The sequence below is a fragment of the Stagnimonas aquatica genome, from assembly GCF_003730135.1.
Lineage (GTDB): Bacteria > Pseudomonadota > Gammaproteobacteria > Nevskiales > Nevskiaceae > Stagnimonas > Stagnimonas aquatica.
This window is the reverse complement of record NZ_RJVO01000002.1, coordinates 105574-123323: the sequence shown is the minus strand read 5'-3', so window position 1 is coordinate 123323 and position 17750 is coordinate 105574. Positions and strand designations below refer to the sequence as shown.

At 69.4% G+C, this 17750-nt stretch carries 12 protein-coding genes; 1 reads left to right on the top strand and 11 read right to left on the bottom strand.

Translation table 11 applies throughout. The features are described from left to right. Positions 1–63 precede the first annotated feature (63 nt). From ED208_RS05040 to ED208_RS05025, 4 genes are all read right to left on the bottom strand, one after another. The gene (locus tag ED208_RS05040) at positions 64–3027 is read right to left on the bottom strand and encodes a ribonucleoside-diphosphate reductase subunit alpha (protein WP_123210798.1); all 2964 of its coding nucleotides are present in this window, start codon (positions 3025–3027) and stop codon (positions 64–66) included. Between the two features lie 445 nt (positions 3028–3472). After that, the gene (locus ED208_RS05035) at positions 3473–4426 is read right to left on the bottom strand and encodes a 2-oxoadipate dioxygenase/decarboxylase family protein (RefSeq protein ID WP_123210797.1); all 954 of its coding nucleotides are present in this window, start codon (positions 4424–4426) and stop codon (positions 3473–3475) included. 10 nt (positions 4427–4436) lie between these two features. After that, complete coding sequence (locus tag ED208_RS05030; protein WP_123210796.1) at positions 4437–5369, bottom strand: FHA domain-containing protein; 933 nt, start codon at positions 5367–5369, stop codon at positions 4437–4439. 22 nt (positions 5370–5391) lie between these two features. Next, positions 5392–6267, bottom strand: a complete 876-nt coding sequence (locus tag ED208_RS05025) for an FHA domain-containing protein (protein WP_123210795.1) — start codon at positions 6265–6267, stop codon at positions 5392–5394. A 122-nt stretch (positions 6268–6389) separates the two neighbouring features. On the opposite strand from ED208_RS05025, the gene ED208_RS05020 reads away from it, so the two are divergent. Continuing rightward, complete coding sequence (locus ED208_RS05020; protein WP_123210794.1) at positions 6390–8822, top strand: bifunctional serine/threonine-protein kinase/formylglycine-generating enzyme family protein; 2433 nt, start codon at positions 6390–6392, stop codon at positions 8820–8822. A gap of 115 nt (positions 8823–8937) precedes the next feature. On the opposite strand, the gene ED208_RS05015 is transcribed toward ED208_RS05020, so the two are convergent. From ED208_RS05015 to ED208_RS04985, 7 genes are all read right to left on the bottom strand, one after another. Then, positions 8938–10122 (bottom strand): ABC transporter permease, encoded by a 1185-nt coding sequence (locus ED208_RS05015; protein WP_123210793.1) that lies wholly within the window; start codon positions 10120–10122, stop codon positions 8938–8940. A 2-nt stretch (positions 10123–10124) separates the two neighbouring features. Next, positions 10125–11288, bottom strand: a complete 1164-nt coding sequence (locus ED208_RS05010; RefSeq protein ID WP_123210792.1) for an ABC transporter permease — start codon at positions 11286–11288, stop codon at positions 10125–10127. A gap of 259 nt (positions 11289–11547) precedes the next feature. Beyond that, positions 11548–12237: an ABC transporter ATP-binding protein gene (locus ED208_RS05005; RefSeq protein WP_123210791.1), complete on the bottom strand. Its 690-nt coding sequence runs from the start codon at positions 12235–12237 to the stop codon at positions 11548–11550. Continuing rightward, positions 12237–13481, bottom strand: a complete 1245-nt coding sequence (locus tag ED208_RS05000) for an efflux RND transporter periplasmic adaptor subunit (RefSeq protein WP_123210790.1) — start codon at positions 13479–13481, stop codon at positions 12237–12239. Before ED208_RS05000 ends, ED208_RS05005 begins: the two co-directional genes overlap by 1 nt. Positions 13482–13656: 175 nt before the next feature. After that, positions 13657–14526 (bottom strand): pirin family protein, encoded by an 870-nt coding sequence (locus tag ED208_RS04995; protein ID WP_199720515.1) that lies wholly within the window; start codon positions 14524–14526, stop codon positions 13657–13659. Positions 14527–14528: 2 nt separating this feature from the next. After that, on the bottom strand, positions 14529–15833 hold the full coding sequence (locus ED208_RS04990; RefSeq protein ID WP_123210788.1) for a metal-dependent hydrolase family protein: 1305 nt from the start codon (positions 15831–15833) through the stop codon (positions 14529–14531). Positions 15834–15932: 99 nt separating this feature from the next. After that, entirely contained in the window at positions 15933–17750 is a 1818-nt protein-coding gene (locus ED208_RS04985) for an acyl-CoA dehydrogenase C-terminal domain-containing protein (protein WP_123210787.1), read from the bottom strand.

Genomic DNA, 17750 nt, shown 5'->3' with positions numbered 1-17750 from the left:
TCTAGGTGCAACGACCCGCGCGGGGCGGGTCGTTGCGGTGCTTCATGGCGCCCTCGCGCCGGCCTACTGGCAGGCCTCGCAGGTGGGGTCTTCCAGCGAGCAGAGCTTCGGCCCGGCGGCAATGCCCTGTTCCTCGGCGGTCAGCGGCTTGGCGACGATGGGCGCGCTGGCGGCCACGCCACCGCCGCTGGCGGCGCCATTGCCCACCCCCGCTGTTCCCACCCTGTTCAGACGGCCATCGGTGATGGTGGTCTTCTCTGTGTGGGTGGCACCCAGGCTGCGCAGGTAGTAGGTGGTCTTCAGGCCCGAGACCCAGGCGTGCTTGTACAGCTCGTCCAGCTTGCGGCCGCTGGGCTGCGCCATGTACAGGTTGAGGCTCTGGGCCTGGTCCAGCCACTTCTGGCGGCGGCTGCCGGCATCCACCAGGCGCTTGGAGTCGATCTCGAAGGCGCACTTGTAGATCGCCTTCAAGTCGGCCGGCACGCGGTCGATGCGCTGCACGCTGCCGTCGAAGTACTTGAGGTCGTGGGCCATCACCTCGTCCCACAGGCCCAGCTTCTTGAGGTCGTTGACCAGGTACTCGTTGACCACCGTGAAGTCGCCCGACAGGTTCGATTTCACGTACAGGTTCTGGTACGTGGGGTCGATGCTCTGGCTGACGCCGACGATGTTGCTGATGGTGGCGGTGGGGGCAATCGCCATGCAGTTGCTGTTGCGCATGCCGGTGACCTTGATCTCGGCGCGCAGGCTGGCCCAGTCAAACTGGCCGGACTGGCTGCGGTCCTGCACCAGATGGCCGCCGCGCTGCTGCGCAAGGATCTCGATGGAGTCGATCGGCAGGATGCCCTGGTCCCACAGCGAGCCCTTGAAGCTCGAATAGGCGCCGCGCTCCTGCGCCAGCTTGTTGCTGGCCTTGATCGCGTAGTAGCTCACCGCCTCCATGCTGGTGTCGGCGAACTGGATGGCGGCATCGCTCTCATAGGGCAGGCGCAGCTTGTAGAGCGCGTCGTGGAAGCCCATCAGGCCCAGGCCCACCGGACGGTGGCGCAGGTTGCTGTTACGCGCGGTCGGCACCGAGTAGTAGTTGTAGTCGATGACGTTATCCAGCATCCGCATGGCGGTGCTGATGGTCTTTTCCAGCTTCACCAGGTCGAGCGTGCCGTCGGCCTGGATGTGCGCCGGCAGATTGACCGAGCCCAGGTTGCAGACCGCGATCTCCGAGCCCGCCTTGGTGTTCAAGGTGATCTCGGTGCAGAGGTTGGAGCTGTGCACCACGCCGACGTGCTGCTGCGGGCTGCGCAGGTTGCAGGGGTCCTTGAAGGTGAACCAGGGGTGGCCGGTTTCAAACAGCATGGCCAGCATCTTCCGCCACAGGGTGACGGCCGGCATGCGCTTGAAATTCTTGATGCGGCCGTCGTCGGCCAGCTTCTCGTACTCGTTGTAGCGCTTCTCGAAGGCGGCGCCGGTGAGGTCGTGCAGGTCGGGCACTTCCTCGGGGCTGAACAGCGTCCACTGGCCTTCCTCCATCACCCGCTTCATGAACAGGTCGGGGATCCAGTTGGCGGTGTCCATGTCGTGCGCGCGGCGGCGCTCGTCACCGGTGTTCTTGCGCAGGTCGAGGAATTCCTCGACGTCGCGGTGCCAGGTTTCCAGGTAGGCGCAGAGCGCGCCCTTGCGCTTGCCGCCCTGGTTGACCGCCACGCAGGTGTCATTGGCGACCTTCAGGAACGGCACCACGCCGTTGCTCTTGCCATTGGTGCCCTTTATGTAGCCGCCCATGCCGCGCACCGGCGTCCAGTCGTTGCCCAAGCCGCCGGCAAACTTCGAGAGCATGGCGTTGTCGTGCACCGCGCTGAAGATGCCGTGCAGATCGTCCGGCACCTGGGTGAGGTAGCAGCTCGACAACTGCGGGCGCGGGGTGGCGCTGTTGAACAGCGTCGGCGTCGACGACATGAAATCGAACGAGCTGAGCAGGTTGTAGAACTCGATGGCCTTGGTCTCGCGGTCCACCTCGTTGATCGCGAGGCCCATGGAGACGCGCATGAAGAAGGCCTGCGGCAGCTCGAAGCGCTTCTTGTTGCGGTGGATGAAGTAGCGGTCGTAGAGGGTCTGCAGGCCGAGGTAGTCGAACTTGCCGTCGCGCTCGGGGATCAGGGCATTGCCGAGGCGTTCGAGGTCGTACTCCATGCAGCGGGCGTCGAGCAGCTCTTCCTTGACGCCGCGCTCGATGTAGGCGCGGAAATATTCGGGGTAGAGGCCGGCCATCTCGCTGGCGCTCGGACGGGTCTGGGCCTGATCGAGGAACTTCAGCGCCTCGTGGTACAGGGCCACGGTCAGCAGGCGGGCGCTGACGTAGGTGTAGTTGGGCTCCTTCTCGATACGCGCGCGAGCGGCGAGGGTGAGCGCCTGGCTCAGCTCCGCCTCCGGGATACCGTCGTAGAGGTCGCGCACGGCGGCGGTGACCACCTCGCCGACATCGACGCCGCTCAGGCCCTTGCAGGCTTCGCTGACCAGCACGGTGAGGCGCTCCTGATCCAGCGGCACGCTGCGGCCGTCGTCGAGCTTCACGCTCAGGCCCGGGCGGGCGGACTCGGCCGGCGCCTTGGCGGCGGCTTCGGCGGCACGCGCCTGGGCGCGCTCTTCGCGGTAGATCACGTAGCTGCGGGCGATCTTGTGCTCGCCGGCGCGCATCAGGCCCAGTTCCACCTGGTCCTGGATGTCTTCGATGTGCACGGTGCCGCCGCCGCTCATGTTGCGGGTCAGCGCGGCGACCACGCTGCGGGTGATGGACTCGACCTTCTCGCGCACGGCGGCGCTGGCAGCGGCAGCGCCACCTTCCACGGCCAGGAAGGCCTTGGTGACGGCGATGCTGATCTTGCTGGCGTCAAACGCGGTCACCTTGCCGTTGCGGCGGATGACGCGCAGGCCGCCCGGGGCGGTGGCGCTGACCTCGGCGAGGCCGGTGGGAGCGGCCGGCGGCGGGAGATGGTCCGGGCGGCTGGGGGTGGTAAGGCTGGAACTCTGCATGGAACGGTCTCCCTGGACGGCTTACGGCCTGCTGCCGCGTGTTGGTATCGGAACGAAACGAAATGAAGTGCCTGTCGAGGCCGGGTTACGCGGTATTCACGCGTGGCGGACGACGAAAGGGGTGCAGCGGATAGTGGACCGACGATACCGCCGCAGGGGGGTAGCGTCAACGCGTTTTCTCACAAAATGTTGTGGTCTGATGACGGCCTAGCCACTACATCCTGTGTTACAGCCTGAACAAGCCCGCGCCAAAGCCGTCGATAAGCGGTGGATAACTTGGGGAGGCTTTCGGCAAAAACCTGCGTGGACAGTCACTTAGCGATTTGCCTGCAAACCCGGGCAAAAACCGTCGCTAGTGGCTCCCGCAGCGCTGCGGCCGGCCTCGGTGCCGGCGCAATGGAGCTGATTTTTCGGGGGCAGGGCGGCGCCGTGGTCGGCGCCGCGCTCAGCAGCTGGGAGCGCTGGCCTTGGTGGCGGCGGCGTCGAAGATCTTCTCGGCGTTGGCGGCCAGGAAGTGCTTGTAGATCAGCGGCCGGCCGTCGTCCTGCCAGAGCAGGGCGCCATCCTCGGCGCGCGCCTGGGCGCGCTCGATGATCTCCACGAACTGCTTCTCGGTCGGCGCGCTGCCCAGGCTGCCGTCGGCCTCCAGCACCGGCGTGGCCATGGTCGCGGCCATGGTCGCGGTCTGCCGCAGCTTGCTGCCGGGCGCGCCCTGGATCGCCGGCAGCAGCTTGAAGCCGCGTGCCGCCATCGCCGCCGCCATCGCTTCAATGCCCTCGAAGCCGGCGGCCCGCACGTCGATGGTGACGTGGTTGAAGTCGGGGCCGAGCGCCAGGGCGCTGGCGGCTTCCGGCGACACCGCCGCCACCGCTTCCAGGGTGCTGCGTCGCATCGGCGCGCCGTTGCGGTTCATCAGCCGGGTGACGAAGTGTTCGATGTAGGCCTCGGCGTCGGTCTCGCTCAGGCCGCCCTGCTGCTCGGCGCGCTCGATCTGGGCGAGAAAGGCGCGGTGATCGACCGCCGCCGCCTGCTGGGCGCAGTCCTCGCGCAGCAGGCCGGCCACCGCTGGCGGAAAGGCCTCAAGGTCCACCTGCGAGACGAAGATCTTGAACTGGCCGGCGTCCTGCCCCTCGGCCTGCAGATCGAAGCTGACCAGCTTCTTGGCCGGGAACAGGTAGTCGCGGTCGCGGTGCAGACCCAGCACCCGCGCGGCGCGGACGATCAGCGCACGCAGCGCCGGGTCGGCGGTGCGGATGGCGCCGTGATCGTTGCGGAACACGCCGCCCTGTTCGCCCACCAGCTGTCGCAGGGCGACGAAGTCCGGCACGTTGGCGGCGAACTTGGCGGTGGCGCGCTCGACGAAGCGGGCGCGGAGGGCGGCGGCGGGGAGCAGGCTCATGGCGGCGACTCTAGGCTTCGATGCGCACAGTGTCGCCCGGCTCGGGGGCGTCCAGTTGCAGTTTCGACGGCCGGCAGGAGTAGCGGACGATATCGCCGGTCTGCTGGTCCAGCGGCAGGCCCGGGCTGATCGCGCCTTCGCCGGCCAGGATCAGGCTTTCGCCGCGCTTGAGCTGCAACTCGGTGCCGGCGGCGGTCAGCACATAGCTGCCGTTCTTGCTGTCGTCGACGTAGACGAACTTCTGGTGCTCGAACTCGATGCGGCCGTGCACCCGCGACACCTTGTCGCCGGCCAGCACCAGGGTGCAGAGGGTGTCGCGCCCCAGGCGCAGCGGGCAGTCGGCGGCGGCAAACTCGCGGGTCTCGCCGCGCAGCTTCAGGCTCAGGTTCATGAACAGGCCGGAGCTGAGCAGGCTGGGCTCGCTGGCCAGCCGGGTTTCCGATTCGCCCAGCGGCGCGCTGAGCAGCCACAGGCCCTCGTCCAGGCGCTCGCTGGGCTGCGCCGCCTGACCCTCGCTGTGCCAGCGTTCCAGCAGGGCCTGGGTGCAGCCGATGGCATGGCCGGGCAGGCGCCGCAGCCGGCCGGGCAGATCCTCCAGACCCTCGGTGCGCAGCTGCGGCCCGGCGCGGTGGTAGCGGCCCCAGTCCAGCACCACCTGCACCGACAGCTGCCGGCGCAGTGGATTGGCGACGCGCACCGCCTCCACCGCCCGCAGCAGCGCCTGCGCCGCCTGCCAGGCCTCGCCGGCCTCGCCGAACAGGGCGCTGACCCGGCTGGTGGTCATCTCCAGCGGCAGGCCGCCGGCGTGTTCGAGGATGCGGCTGCACAGCCGGCGGTCCTCGTAGTCGAGCACGCCGTCCACCAGCTGCCGGCCGCGGGCATCGGAATACACCGCCAGTAGGATGGCGCCTTCAAAACTGCCGTTGCCGGGCTTCAGGGGCATGCGGCTCCTTTCGGTGGTGGGGTCAGCCGCCCGGATCGACGGCCAGACAGAGGTAGCGGATGACGTCGCCGGTCTGCTCGACCAGCGGCGCGCCGGGGCTGATGACGCCCTCGGAGACCAGCGGGAAGCGCTCCGAGTGCACGAACACCTCGGTGCCGCCGCTGGTCAGGTAGCTGCCGTTGCGGGAGTCGTCGCGGAAGTGGAACTTGCCGCCCTCGTGCAGCACCGCGCCGTGCAGGCGCGAGACATTGGGGCCGCCGATGCCCATGGCACAGGCGGCGTCGCGGCCGACCGTGAACGGGCAGTCGGCCGGGCGCACCAGCACGCTGCTGCCGCGCCGGGTCAGGCGCAGGGCCTGGTGCTGGCCGGCCGGGATGCGGCTGGAGACAAACAGCGTCGCTTCGCGGTAGGTGGCGGCGTTGTCGCGCCAGGGCAGTTCCAGCACGGTCTGCAAGCCGGGGTCGCTCTGGCGGCGGCCCAGCGGTTGCAGCTCGCCGCGCAGCTTCACCGGCAAGTGGCCGGCGCAGTCCTGGGTCAGCAGCAGGCCGTGATCCGGCGCCAGCGCCAGGATCTGGCGGATGCGTTCCACCGGCAGCTCACTGTCCTCGGGCCAGACTTCCAGCGCCACCCGGCCGGCGTAGGCGCCGGCCAGGCCCTGCTCGTTGATCGCCTCGGCGGCGTTGAGAAAGGCGAGGGCGGCTTCCAGCGCCAGGTCGCTGCGGTCGTACATGCCGAGGTACTCGCCGCCGCCGGTGACGGCAATCGCCGCACCCGGGCGCTCCAGCGCGGCCTTCAGCGACGCCTGCTGGTCTGGTCGCAGGCTGCCGCCGCGCAGCGAGGCGACCGAGGCCAGCATCACGGTGGAGAGTCGGGGCGTGGTCGGGGAAACGAGGCTCATGCGCGGCAGTATCGGTGGGACGCGGCGGGCTGCGTAGCCTAGCGGCTGCCGGAGAAGGTCGGGCGGCCCGGACCTGCGTTGACAGGTCGCGTCGTGGATACGGGCGATTATACAATCGGGTCATGACCTCGATTGATTCCGCAGCGAGCGCTGCGCGCTATCAAAAGCACTGCCCAGGCTGCTTCCAGCTCAAGGGCGGCGCCGCGGTCTGTCCCCACTGCGGTTACGACGAGGCGACGCCGCGCAGCCCCTTGTTCCTGCCGCACGGCATGATCCTCGGCGGCCAGTACCGGGTCGGCCGGGTGCTGGGGCGGCCGGGCGGCTTCGGGATCACCTACCTCGGTTGGGACGTCAACCTGCAGCAGCGGGTGGCGATCAAGGAATACCTGCCGCGCGAGCTGGCGGCCCGCACCCAGGACAATCTGGAGGTGTCGGCGCACACCGCCGAAGACCGGCGCGGCTTCGAGTTTGGCAAGGAGCAGTTCCTGCGCGAGGCGCGCATCGTCGCCAAGCTCGACCACCCCAACATCGTGCGGGTGCGCAACTTCTTCAATGCCTATTCCACCGCCTATCTGGTGATGGACTACTACGAGGGCATGACGCTCGGGGACTACCTCACCAGCGTCCGCACCCGGCTGGAGCCGGCGCTGGCGATCCCGCTGATCAAGCCGGTGCTCGATGGCCTGCAATACGTGCACGAGCGCGGCCTGGTGCACCGCGACCTCAAGCCGCACAACATCTATCTGGCTGCGGTCGGCCGGCCCATCGTGCTCGACTTCGGCGCTGCCCGGCAGGCGGCCGGCGACCGGGTGCAGAGCCTCTCGGTGGTGCTCACCGAGGGCTATGCGCCACTGGAGCAGTACCAGCGCCGCGCCATCCAGGGCCCCTGGACCGATGTCTATGGCGCCGCCGCCACCCTGTTCCGCATGCTCACCGGGCACGCGCCGCCCATCGCCCTGGACCGCATCGGGCAGGACCCGATGGAGGGCGGCGGCTGGGCGGGTATTCCGGAGCCTCTGATCCCGGCCCTGCGGCAGGCGCTGGCGGTACGTCCGAACGAGCGCTACCAGAGCGCGGCGGAATTCCGCGCCGCGCTGGAGCAGTACCAGGCCGGCGGCGAAGCCCCGGCCGCCAGCCGCCCGGCGCCGGAGCCCGATCCGGCCAGCCGGCCGCGCTCGCGCAGCCTGCCGCCAATGACCCCGGAACCGCCGCCCTCGGCGGTTCCCAGCACCGAGCCGCTGTCGGCACCGACCAGCCCCGGCAGCAGCCTGCCGCCCGACCCGCCGCCGCCGGTGGTGCTGCGGGCGACGCCGGCACCGGTGGCACCGGCGACCCCGAGCCTGGGGCCACTGCCCGCCGAGGCGCTGGCCGCCGAGCTGGGGCCGGCCGACGGCCTGCGCCCGGCCGGCGGCTACCCCTTGCTCGGCCGCAGCGAGCTGGCCGATGTCCCACCCCGGGCGCCGGCCAGCAGGCCGGTGCCGCCCGCCGTGAGCGCCGGCCGCGCCGCCGGCCCGGTGCCGCTGGCGCCATTGGACTCGGTCTCGGCCCCCACCCACCGCCGGCCGCCGGACCCGACGCCCTCGCTGCTCGCCAGTCCGGCCCTGCCGCCCCGGCGCCGTGCCGAGGACCGTCCCGCCAGCCGGGTCCAGAACCGCCTGCTGCTCGGCGGCCTGCTGCTGGCGGCGAGTCTGGCGGTGGTCTATGTGCTGCTGAATCCGCCGGGCAGCGGTCGTGCCGGGCCGGTGCCTGGCGTGATCGCCGCCCCGCCCGCGAGCACCGCGCCGTCGCCGACGCCGACCCACCTGGCCGAAGCTCCCGAAGTGCCGGCCACGCCGGAAAGCCTGGGCCCGCTGCGGCCGCCGGAACTGGTGGCGCTGCCGGCCGGCGAGCTGCCGTCTTCGGCTGGCGGCGCGCCGCTGTCGCTGCGGCCGTTCCGCATCGGCGCCAGCGAGGTCACGGTTGGCGAGTTCGCCGACTTCGTGCGCCGCAGCGGCTACCGCAACCCGCGCTGGCCCAACTACCCCTGCGAGAGCGCCGGCGGCCGTCTTCCGGAGTGGGACGCGCCCGGCTACGCCCAGACCGACGATTTCCCGGTGGTCTGCACCAGCCTTGCCGACGCACTGGCCTACAGCGACTGGCTGAGCCGCGAGACCGGCCAGCGCTTCCGCCTGCCCACCGAGGCCGAGTGGGAATACGCCGCCCGCGCCGGTTCCCGTGGCCGCTACTGGTGGGGCAACGAATACGCCGAGGGCATGGCCAGCTGCCAGAGCTGCCCGCCGCTGGTGCCGACCCAGCCCAGCGCCGTGCGCAGCTTCGCCGCCAATCCCTTCGGCCTGTTCGAGATGCTGGGCAACGTTCGCGAGTGGACCTGCTCCAGCTACGCCGCCACCGGCGGCCCCAGCAACCGCTGCGCGGCTACGGGCGAGAGCGGCCGCATGGTGGTGCGCGGCGGTTCCTGGCAGGAGGGCGTCGAGGCGCTCGATGCCGGTGCCCGCAGCGGCTTCGAGCCCTACCGCCGCAATGTCTGGACCGGTTTCCGCATCGTCCAGGAGTAAGGCGCTGGATCGGCGGTCACTGTTTCGTTAGGGCGGCGCCCGGCTGGATTCGCGCCGCCGCTCCGCTTGGCCTCCCGGATCGGTGGCCGCGTGCCGCGCCGCCACGACCGCCGGACTAGCCGCCGCGCAGGGCCTCGACCACCGGCATGCGCACCGCCTTGATCGCCGGCGGCAGGCCGCCGATCAGGCCGATCAGCAGCGCCCAACTCAGGCCCTTGTGCACCAGCTCGGGGGTGACCGCGAAGTTGAAGGCGACCTGGGTGAAGTTGGCGCCCAGCGTCGACACGCTCATGCCGTTGAACAACAGGTAGGCCACCGCTGCCCCGAGCACGCCGCCGCTGAGCGCCAGCAGCATGGCCTCGGTGAGTACCGACAGCACCACTGGCAGGTTGGAGAAGCCTAGGGCACGCAGGGTGGCGATCTCCACCTGCCGGGTCGAGACCGCCGAGTACATGCTGTTGAGCGCGCCGAACAGCGCACCGACCGCCATGATGGTCGCCACCACCCCGGTCAGCACGCCGATCTGGTCGCTGAACTGCTGCGACTGGCTGGAGTAGTAGGCGAGTTCGGTGCCGACATCGACCTGCAGGCGCGGGTCGGCCTTCAGCGCCGCCTTCAGCGGCTCCAGACTTTCCGGCGATTCCAATTGCACCAGCAGCGAGGAGGCCGAGCTGCCCCGGCCAAACGCCGAGCGAGCGGTATTGGCGTCGGTCCACAGCTCCGACTCGTGGGCATCGCCGCCGGAGGCGAAGACGCCGACCACGGTCCATTCCGAGCCCCGAAACTTCAGCACCGAGCCGACGCTGACGCCCTGGAACTGCCGCGCCGCGCCCTGGCCGACTACCACCTCGCGCAGGCCGGGGGTGAACCAGCGGCCCTCGACCAGTTTCAGCTCGGGGCGGATCGTCAGGCCCATGGGCTCGATGCCGCGCAGCGAGACGTTGACGTCGGCGCGCTGCGCGCCTTCGCCACGGCGCAGCTCGGTGATGACCACCAGCTCGGCGGAGGCCAGCGGCCGGCCCTCGGCATCCCTGCGGATGCCGGGCAGCTCGCGCAGCAGCGGCAGCACGTCGCCGAGCAGGGTCGAGGACAGCTCGGCGGTGACGCCGCCGGCGAGGAACAGCGCGCGGTCGGTCTTGCCGGTGGCCTTGAGCGTGGCGCCGAAGCCCTGCGACATCGACAGCAGTGCCACCAGCACGCCGACCACGCCGGCGATGCCGATGACGATCACCAGCGAGGAGCCGAGCCGCTGGGGGATGGCGCGCAGGTTCATCCAGGTGATGGCGAGGATCTGTTTCATGGCTAGCGTCCCGAGAGGCCGTCGACGATGGACAGGCGCATGGCCTTGAGCGCCGGCGGCAGGCCGACCAGCAGACCGACGCCGAACATGCTGGCGAGGGCGATGGCCCAGACGTGGGCGTCGGCCTTCAGCGGCGGCATCTGCACCGGCGCATGCGCCAGCGCGCCCATCACCGCGTTGGCCAGGCCCATGCCGACCAGGCCGCCGAGCAGGCAGAGCAGCAGCGACTCGGCGATCACCAGGCCGAGCACGCCGCCGTTGGTGAAGCCCAGGGTCTTGAGCACCGCCAGCTCCGGGATGCGCTCGCGCACCGCCTGGCTCATGGTGTTGCCGGTGAGCAGCAGGATGGTGAAGAACACCGCGCCGAGGATGGAGTTGAGGATCAGGCTCAGGTTGCCGAGCTGGCGCACGAAGTTGAGCGAGAACTCCTTCTCGGTCTGGGTCTTGGTCTCGTCCGGCGAGTTCTCGAACATCTGGTCGATCTGCCGGCCGATGGCCTCGGCGCGGTTGGGGTCGGCGATGCGCAGCACATAGATGCCGGCGCCGCCCTGGCCGAACAGCCGCGCCTCGTCGAAGTAGTCGTAGCGGATGTACATATTGCCCATGCGCGGGCAGGAGTCGGCGCTGGTGTTGTCGAAGATGCCGACCAGATCGAATTCCCAGGCGCGCGAGCCGTCCTTGAGCGGAAAGATCTGGCTCACCAGCGGAATGCGGTCACCGACCTTCCAGCCGAAGCGCTCGGCCAGCTGCTTGCCGGCGATGGCGGCGGTGCGCGAGTTCTTCCAGGCCGCCGCCTGCTCGGCCGGCAGCGTGCATTCGGTGAAGGTCTTCAGCCAGCGTTCCGGCGCCACCGCGAACTGCGGGAAGAAATTCTTCGGGTCCTTGTAGACGCCGCCGAAGAACTGCGAGAACGACACCGACTCCACTCCCGGCACCGCCTCGATCTGCGGCAGCAGCCGCAGCGGCAGCGGCGAGGTGAAGGACACCCGCGCCTGGGTAATCAGCAGGTTGGCGCCGAGGTTCTGCACGCCGCCGCCGTTGAACACCGAGTTGGCCGCCTGCAGGAGCCCGAGCAGCAGGAACGCGGCGATCAGCGAGAACAGGGTCAGCCAGGTGCGGGTCTTCTTGCGCCAGAGCGTGGCCCAGAGCAGCGGGAAGTATTTCATCGTTTTACCTCACTCCCCTCTCCCCTGGTGGGAGAGGGGTTGGGGGAGAGGGGGACTTCGACGGAGTGCGCGCAGCCGTCCATGGCGCGACGGACCCACACGAATAGCCCCCTGGGCGGCCATCCATGGCCGCCCGCGCCTTGGCCGGAAGTGCGCCGCGGACTCGGAGCGTGCGAAGCACGTCGGAGCGGGAAGCGGCGCCGGTCGTCGCTCCCGCGCCCACGCTCGCTGCGCTCACGACACCGTGTCGCGACGACATTCAAGGCACTTCCTCTTTGGCCAAGGCGCCCTTGTCCATATGCACCTGGTGCGTCGCGTACTCCGCCGCCTTGGGATCGTGGGTGACCATCACGATGGTCTTGCCGTGCTCGCGGTTGAGGGTCTGCAACAGGCCGAGGATCTCGTCGGCGGTCTTGCGGTCGAGATCGCCGGTGGGTTCGTCGCAGATCAGCAGAGTGGGGTCGGCGACCAGCGCGCGGGCGATAGCGACGCGCTGCGCCTGGCCACCGGAAAGCTCATTGGGCTTGTGGCTGGCGCGCTCGGCGAGGCCGACCACGGTGAGCGCGATCTTCGCGCGGCGGGCGCGCTCGCTGGCCGACAGCTTGGTCAGCAGCAGCGGCAGCTCGACGTTCTTCTGCGCGCTGAGCATCGGCATCAGGTTGTAGAACTGGAACACGAAGCCGACATTGCGCGCGCGCCAGGCGGCCAGCGCCGAGGACTTCAGCTTCTCGATGCGCTCGCCGGCGACGATCACCTCGCCCCGGGTCGGCTGATCGAGTCCGCCAATGAGATTGAGCAGGGTGGTCTTGCCGGAGCCGGAAGGCCCCATCAGCGCCAGGAAGTCGCCCTGGGCGACATCAAGGTCCAGCGCCTTCAGCACCTCGACGCTCTGCTTGCCGCGCGTGTAGGTCTTGCTGACGCCGCGCAACTGCACGATGGCTGTACTCATCACTGGGCTCCTTGCACCTTGATCCGGCTTCCTTCCGCGAGTTTGCCGAAATCGCCGACCGCCAGCGACTCGCCGCCGGCCAGGCCTTCGAGTACCTGCAGATAACCGTTCTCGGCGGGTGCCGTCTTCACCAGCTGCCGGCGCACCGTTTCGCCGGCGATGACGAACACCGCGTCCCCGGCCAGCGCCTCGGCCGGGATCAGCACCCGCCGTGGCAGCGCGGCGGCCGGCGCCGGTGCGTCGTCGGCGAGAAAGCTCACCCGCGCGCCCATGTCCGGCAGGATGCGCGGGTCCAGCGCCTCGCCCGGCTTGCGCACCAGGCCCACGCGCACCTTCACCGTCGCCTTGCTGCGGTCGGCGGTGGGGATGATGGCGATCAGCTCGGAGGGAATCTCCCAGTCCGGATAGGCATTGAGCTTGGTGCTGGCGCGCTGCCCGGCTTTCACCTTGGTCAGGAAGTTCTCGTTGACATCGACCTCGACTTCCAGCGAGTTCATGTCCACCAGGGTGCCCAGGCCGGTGCGGGTGCCGGCACCGCCGGCGGACAGCGGCGAGATCATTTCGCCCGGCTGCGCGTTCTTCACGGTGATGACGCCGGAGAACGGCGCGCGCACCACCGTGTCCTCGTTCTGCTGGCGGCTCACCGCCAGTTGCTGCTGCGCCACCCGCACGCCCTGCTCGCTGCTGGCCAGCCGGGCCTTGAGCTGCGCCACCGTGGTGTCGGCGTTGTCGACGGCGGCCTGCGAGACCAGCGTCCTGTCGAGCAGCTCGCGGTTGCGGCGGGCGTCGCGCTCGGCGTTGGCGAGCGACACCCGCAGTTCCGCCTGCTGCGCGCGGGCCTGCTCGACCTGCGCTTCGGCGAGGCCGAGCTGGGCGCGGCTGTTGCTGTCGTCCAGTCGCGCCAGCACCTCGCCTTCCTCGACGCGCTGGCCTTCCTCGAAATTGATCGCCACCACCTTGCCGGTGATCTTCGACGACACCGTCGCCTGCCGGCGCGCCACCACATAGCCGGAGGCATCGAGCACCGAGCCGCCGCCGGCCGCCGCTGCGCCGCCCTTCACCTGGACGCTGACCGCGCGCACCGGCAGCTCACCGCCGCCGCGCAGCGTCAGGTAGGCGCCGACCGCCAGCGCCAGCAGCACTGCCGCGAGCAGCCAGGGCCAGCGCGGGCGCTCCGGCGGCGCGCCACCGGTGCTGTCGCGGTCGATGGAAAGCTGGCGCAGGAGTTCGGCTTGGGAGGACATGCGGGCGTCTGGCGGGATGCAAGGCGTGCAGCATGCCGCAGCCGATGTCCTGGCGGTAGCGATTTCCGGCCGGCCCCGGCAAAAGTCCGGCCGCAGGATCGGGAACCTGGTTTCCGGCGCAGGGCTATCGCGGCGCAGGCTTCGCGCCTTGCGATGGCTCGGGTTCAGGAGGCGGTCAAAGCGCGGGCAAGGGAATGAACTCGGTCTCGCCCGGGACCTCCGCGAAGCGTCGCTCCTTCCAGTCGGCCTTGGCCTGCTCGATCCGCTCCGGGCGGCTGGAAACGAAGTTCCACCAGATCAGGCGCGGGGCGTCCACCGGTGCGCCGCCGAGCAGCATGACCCGGGCTTCCGCCTCGGCGACCAGCGTCGCCGCGACGCCGGGCACCAGCACCGCCATCTCGCCTTCCTCGACCCAGCGCTCGCCGACCCGGACCCGGCCGTTGACCGGGTAGATCGCCCGCTCCTGGTAGTCCTCGGGCACCGGCAGCGAACTGCCCGCCGCCATCTCGGCATGCACGTAGAAGGTCGGTGCCCGCAGTGCCACCGGTGAGCTCAGTCCGTAGGCGCTGCCGGCGATCACCCGCAGCGCGACGCCATCGCGCTGTGCCTGCGGCAGGCTGTCCGCCGGATGGTGCACGAAGCTCGGCGGACACTCTTCATCGGCGCCGGGCAGCGCCACCCAGGACTGGATGCCGTGGATCGGTCGGTCGATCTGGCGGTCCTCCGGCGTCGAGCGCTCGGAATGGACGATGCCGCTGCCGGCGGTCATCCAGTTCACCGCCAGGGGTTCGATGTCCTGAACGTTGTCCAGGCTGTCGCGGTGGCGGATGCGGCCCTCGAACAGATAGGTCACCGTCGCCAGGCCGATGTGCGGATGCGGGCGCACGTCCATGCCGCTGCCGGCCTTAAGCACGGCCGGCCCCAGGTGGTCGAAGAAGATGAAGGGGCCGACGGTCTTGCGATGGCCGATCGGCAGCACCCGGCGCACGGCGAAGCCGCCGAGGTCGCGGGGTCGGCCGGGGATCAGGTCGAGGATGGGGTCCATGTTCATTCCTGGGTGGATTTGTAGATCACGCCGTCCTTCATCACGAAGGCCATGTTCTGCAGCACCGCGATGTCGGCCAGCGGATCGCCGTTGACCGCGACCAGATCGGCGCTGAAGCCCGGTTCCACCCGCCCCAGATTCTGCGACTGGTCGAGCAGCTCTGCGGCCGCCAGGGTGGCGCTGCGGATCGCTTCCAGCGGCGGCATGCCGGCCTCGACCATGTAGGCGAACTCCCTGGCGTTGTCGCCGTGCGGAAACACCCCGGCATCGGTGCCGAAGGCGATCTTCACGCCGGCCTTGTAGGCGCGGCCGAAGGTGCTCTGGATCTGCGGTCCGATGGCGGCCGCCTTCGGGCGCACCAGCGGCGAGTAGTAGTCCGGCTCCCTGGACTTGTCGGCGACGAAGCGGCCGGCGCTGATGGTGGGCACGTACCAGGCGCCATTCTTCTTGAACAGGGCGATGGCCTCGTCGTCCATGTAGGTGCCGTGCTCGATGGAATCGACGCCGCCGCGCAGGGCGCGCTTGATGCCTTCCAGGCCGTGCGCGTGCGCCGCCACCCGGAAGCCGTAGTCCCTGGCGGTGCTGGTGATGGCGCGGATCTCGGCCTCGGTGAACTGGGCGTTCTGGCCGCTCGCGGCCTGCGACAGCACGCCGCCGGTGGCGGTGATCTTGATCAGATCGGCACCCTCCTGATAGCGGGCACGCACGGCCTCGGCGGCTTCGTCGGCGCCGTTGATGACCCCTTCCATCGGGCCGGGGGTGCCGAGGCCGCGCGCGTAGCGTTGCGAGAGATTGTTGCTGGGGTCGGCGTGACCGCCGGTGGTGGCAATCGACTTGCCGGCGGTGAACAGGCGCGGGCCCGGGATGTGGCCGGCGGCGATGGCGCGCTTGAGCGAGACGTTGAGACCGTCGCTGGCGCCGAGGTCGCGGACACTGGTGAAGCCGGCCAGCAGCGTGCGCTCGGCATAGGCCACCGAGCGGTAGGCGGCGTCGGCCGGATTCAGCGACAACGCGTCGCGGAAGGCGTCGGCCTGCTTGGCGGTTTCGCCGCTGAGGTGGACGTGCATGTCGATCAGGCCTGGCAGGCAGGTCGCGCCGGACAGCGCGATGCGCCTCGCGCCTGCGGGCAGCGGCTCGGACTGCTTCTGCACGGTGCTGATCTTGGTGCCCTCGACCAGCACGCGCATGCCTTCGAGCAGGCGGCCGCTTTTCACGTCGAGCAGGCGGCCACAGTCGATGGCGAGCGGAGCCGCCAGCGTCGAGGTCGTGGTCAGCAGCAGCGGAGCCAGCAGCAGGGCAGGTCTCATGGTTGTTCCGTCAACGGGGCTTGGCCTGGATGGTAGCCGCAGCCCGCGCCGGAAACGAAAACGGGGCCCGAAGGCCCCGTCGTCATTGCCGCCTTGGTATCACTCGAACACGAAGTGCTCGACCGGCAGCTTGGTCAGCGTCTTGCTCGGCTTGATCATCGAGCTGGCGTGGCCCTTGGCGCGCGGCAGCAGATGGTCGAAGTAGAAGCGCGCCATCGCCAGCTTGGCCTTGTAGAACTCCGGCTTTTCGCTGCCGCCGTGGGCCAGCTTGTCGTTGGCGACCGAGGCTTGCAGCGCCCAGAAGTAGGCCATCATCACGTAGCCGGAGTACATCAGGAAGTGATGGCTGGCGGCGCTCACCACGTCGCGGTCCTTGCGGGCCGACAGCATCAGCCGCATGGTCAGCAGGTTCCACTCGGCGGCGTAGCGGCCGAGGTCGGTGGCGTAGCGGCGCAGCTTGGGGTTGCGCAGGTGGTCCACCGCGAACTTGGCGATGGTGGCGGTGAACTCGCGCACGCATTTGCCACGGGTGGTCAGCAGCACCTTGCGGCCCAAGAGGTCCAGCGCCTGGATGCCGGTGGTGCCCTCGTACAGGGTGGAGATGCGCGCGTCGCGGGCGATCTGCTCCATGCCGTGTTCCTTGATGTAGCCGTGGCCACCGAACACCTGCATGCCGAGGTTGGCCGACTCCAGGCCCATCTCGGTCAGGAAGCCCTTGAGGATGGGGGTGAAGAAGCCCAGCTTGTCGTCCCACTCCTTGTACTTCTTGGCGTCGTTTTCGAGGATGCCGTTGACCATGTGGTCGGAGTACTGCGCGGCGAAGTAGATCATCGCGCGACCGCCCTCGGCGAAGGCCTTCTGGGTCATCAGCATGCGACGCACGTCGGCGTGATGGATGATCGCGTCGGCGACTTTCTCCGGCTCCTTCTTGCCGCTCAGCGCGCGCATCGAGCGGCGCTCCTTGGCGTAGGCCAGCGCGCCCTGGAAGCTCAGCTCGGCATGCGCCACGCCCTGCACGGCGGTGCCGATGCGGGCGGTGTTCATGAAGGTGAACATGGCTTCGAGGCCCTTGTTCGGCTCGGCGATCAGATAGCCGGTGGACTCCTCGAAGTTGAGCACGGCGGTGGCCGAGGCGCGGATGCCCATCTTGTGCTCCAGCGCCGAGCAGACCACGTTGTTGCTGCCGTCCAGCGAGCCATCGGCCTTCACCTTGATCTTCGGCACGATGAACAGCGAGATGCCGCGGGTGCCGGCCGGCGCGTCGGGCAGGCGCGCGAGCACGATGTGGACGATGTTCTCGGTGAGGTCGTGATCACCGGAGCTGATGAAGATCTTGGTGCCGCTGATGCGGTAGCTGCCGTCGGCGTTGGGCTCGGCCTTGGTCTTCACCTGGCCCAGGTCGGTGCCGCACTGCGGCTCGGTGAGGCACATGGTGCCGCCCCAGCGGCCCTCGGTGAGCGCCGGCATGTAGAGATCCTTCAGCTCCTGCGAGGCGTGCTGGAGGATGGTGTTCATCGCGCCCAGCGACAGGCCGGGGTACATGGTGAACGACCAGTTGGCGGTGCCCATCATCTCCGACTTGATCAGGCCCAGCGACATCGGCAGGCCCTGGCCGCCGTATTCGGTGGGGTGGGAGAGACCCTGCCAGCCGCCGGCGACGAACTCCTCGTAGGCTTCCTTGAAGCCCTTGGGCGTGGTCACCTTGCCGTCCTTGAGGGTGCAGCCTTCCTGGTCGCCGCTGAGGTTGAGCGGCGACAGGGTCTGCTCGCAGAACTGGGCACAGGCTTCGAGGATGGCGCCGACGGTTTCCGGGTCGGCGTCCTTGCCGTTGGCAAGGCCGGCATAGTGGGCCGGGTAGTCGAACACCTCGTTCATCAGGAAGCGGGTGTCGCGCAGAGGGGCTTTGTAGGCGGGCAT

What these genes read in the sequence shown, in the direction of transcription:
- ED208_RS05040 (WP_123210798.1), bottom strand. Translation starts at nt 3,027, where the DNA reads ATGCAGAGTTCCAGCCTTACCACCCCCAGCCGCCCGGACCATCTCCCG.
- ED208_RS05035 (WP_123210797.1), bottom strand. Translation starts at nt 4,426, where the DNA reads ATGAGCCTGCTCCCCGCCGCCGCCCTCCGCGCCCGCTTCGTCGAGCGC.
- ED208_RS05030 (WP_123210796.1), bottom strand. Translation starts at nt 5,369, where the DNA reads ATGCCCCTGAAGCCCGGCAACGGCAGTTTTGAAGGCGCCATCCTACTG.
- ED208_RS05025 (WP_123210795.1), bottom strand. Translation starts at nt 6,267, where the DNA reads ATGAGCCTCGTTTCCCCGACCACGCCCCGACTCTCCACCGTGATGCTG.
- ED208_RS05020 (WP_123210794.1), top strand. Translation starts at nt 6,390, where the DNA reads ATGACCTCGATTGATTCCGCAGCGAGCGCTGCGCGCTATCAAAAGCAC.
- ED208_RS05015 (WP_123210793.1), bottom strand. Translation starts at nt 10,122, where the DNA reads ATGAAACAGATCCTCGCCATCACCTGGATGAACCTGCGCGCCATCCCC.
- ED208_RS05010 (WP_123210792.1), bottom strand. Translation starts at nt 11,288, where the DNA reads ATGAAATACTTCCCGCTGCTCTGGGCCACGCTCTGGCGCAAGAAGACC.
- ED208_RS05005 (WP_123210791.1), bottom strand. Translation starts at nt 12,237, where the DNA reads ATGAGTACAGCCATCGTGCAGTTGCGCGGCGTCAGCAAGACCTACACG.
- ED208_RS05000 (WP_123210790.1), bottom strand. Translation starts at nt 13,481, where the DNA reads ATGTCCTCCCAAGCCGAACTCCTGCGCCAGCTTTCCATCGACCGCGAC.
- ED208_RS04995 (WP_199720515.1), bottom strand. Translation starts at nt 14,526, where the DNA reads ATGGACCCCATCCTCGACCTGATCCCCGGCCGACCCCGCGACCTCGGC.
- ED208_RS04990 (WP_123210788.1), bottom strand. Translation starts at nt 15,833, where the DNA reads ATGAGACCTGCCCTGCTGCTGGCTCCGCTGCTGCTGACCACGACCTCG.
- ED208_RS04985 (WP_123210787.1), bottom strand. Translation starts at nt 17,750, where the DNA reads ATGCCCGCCTACAAAGCCCCTCTGCGCGACACCCGCTTCCTGATGAAC.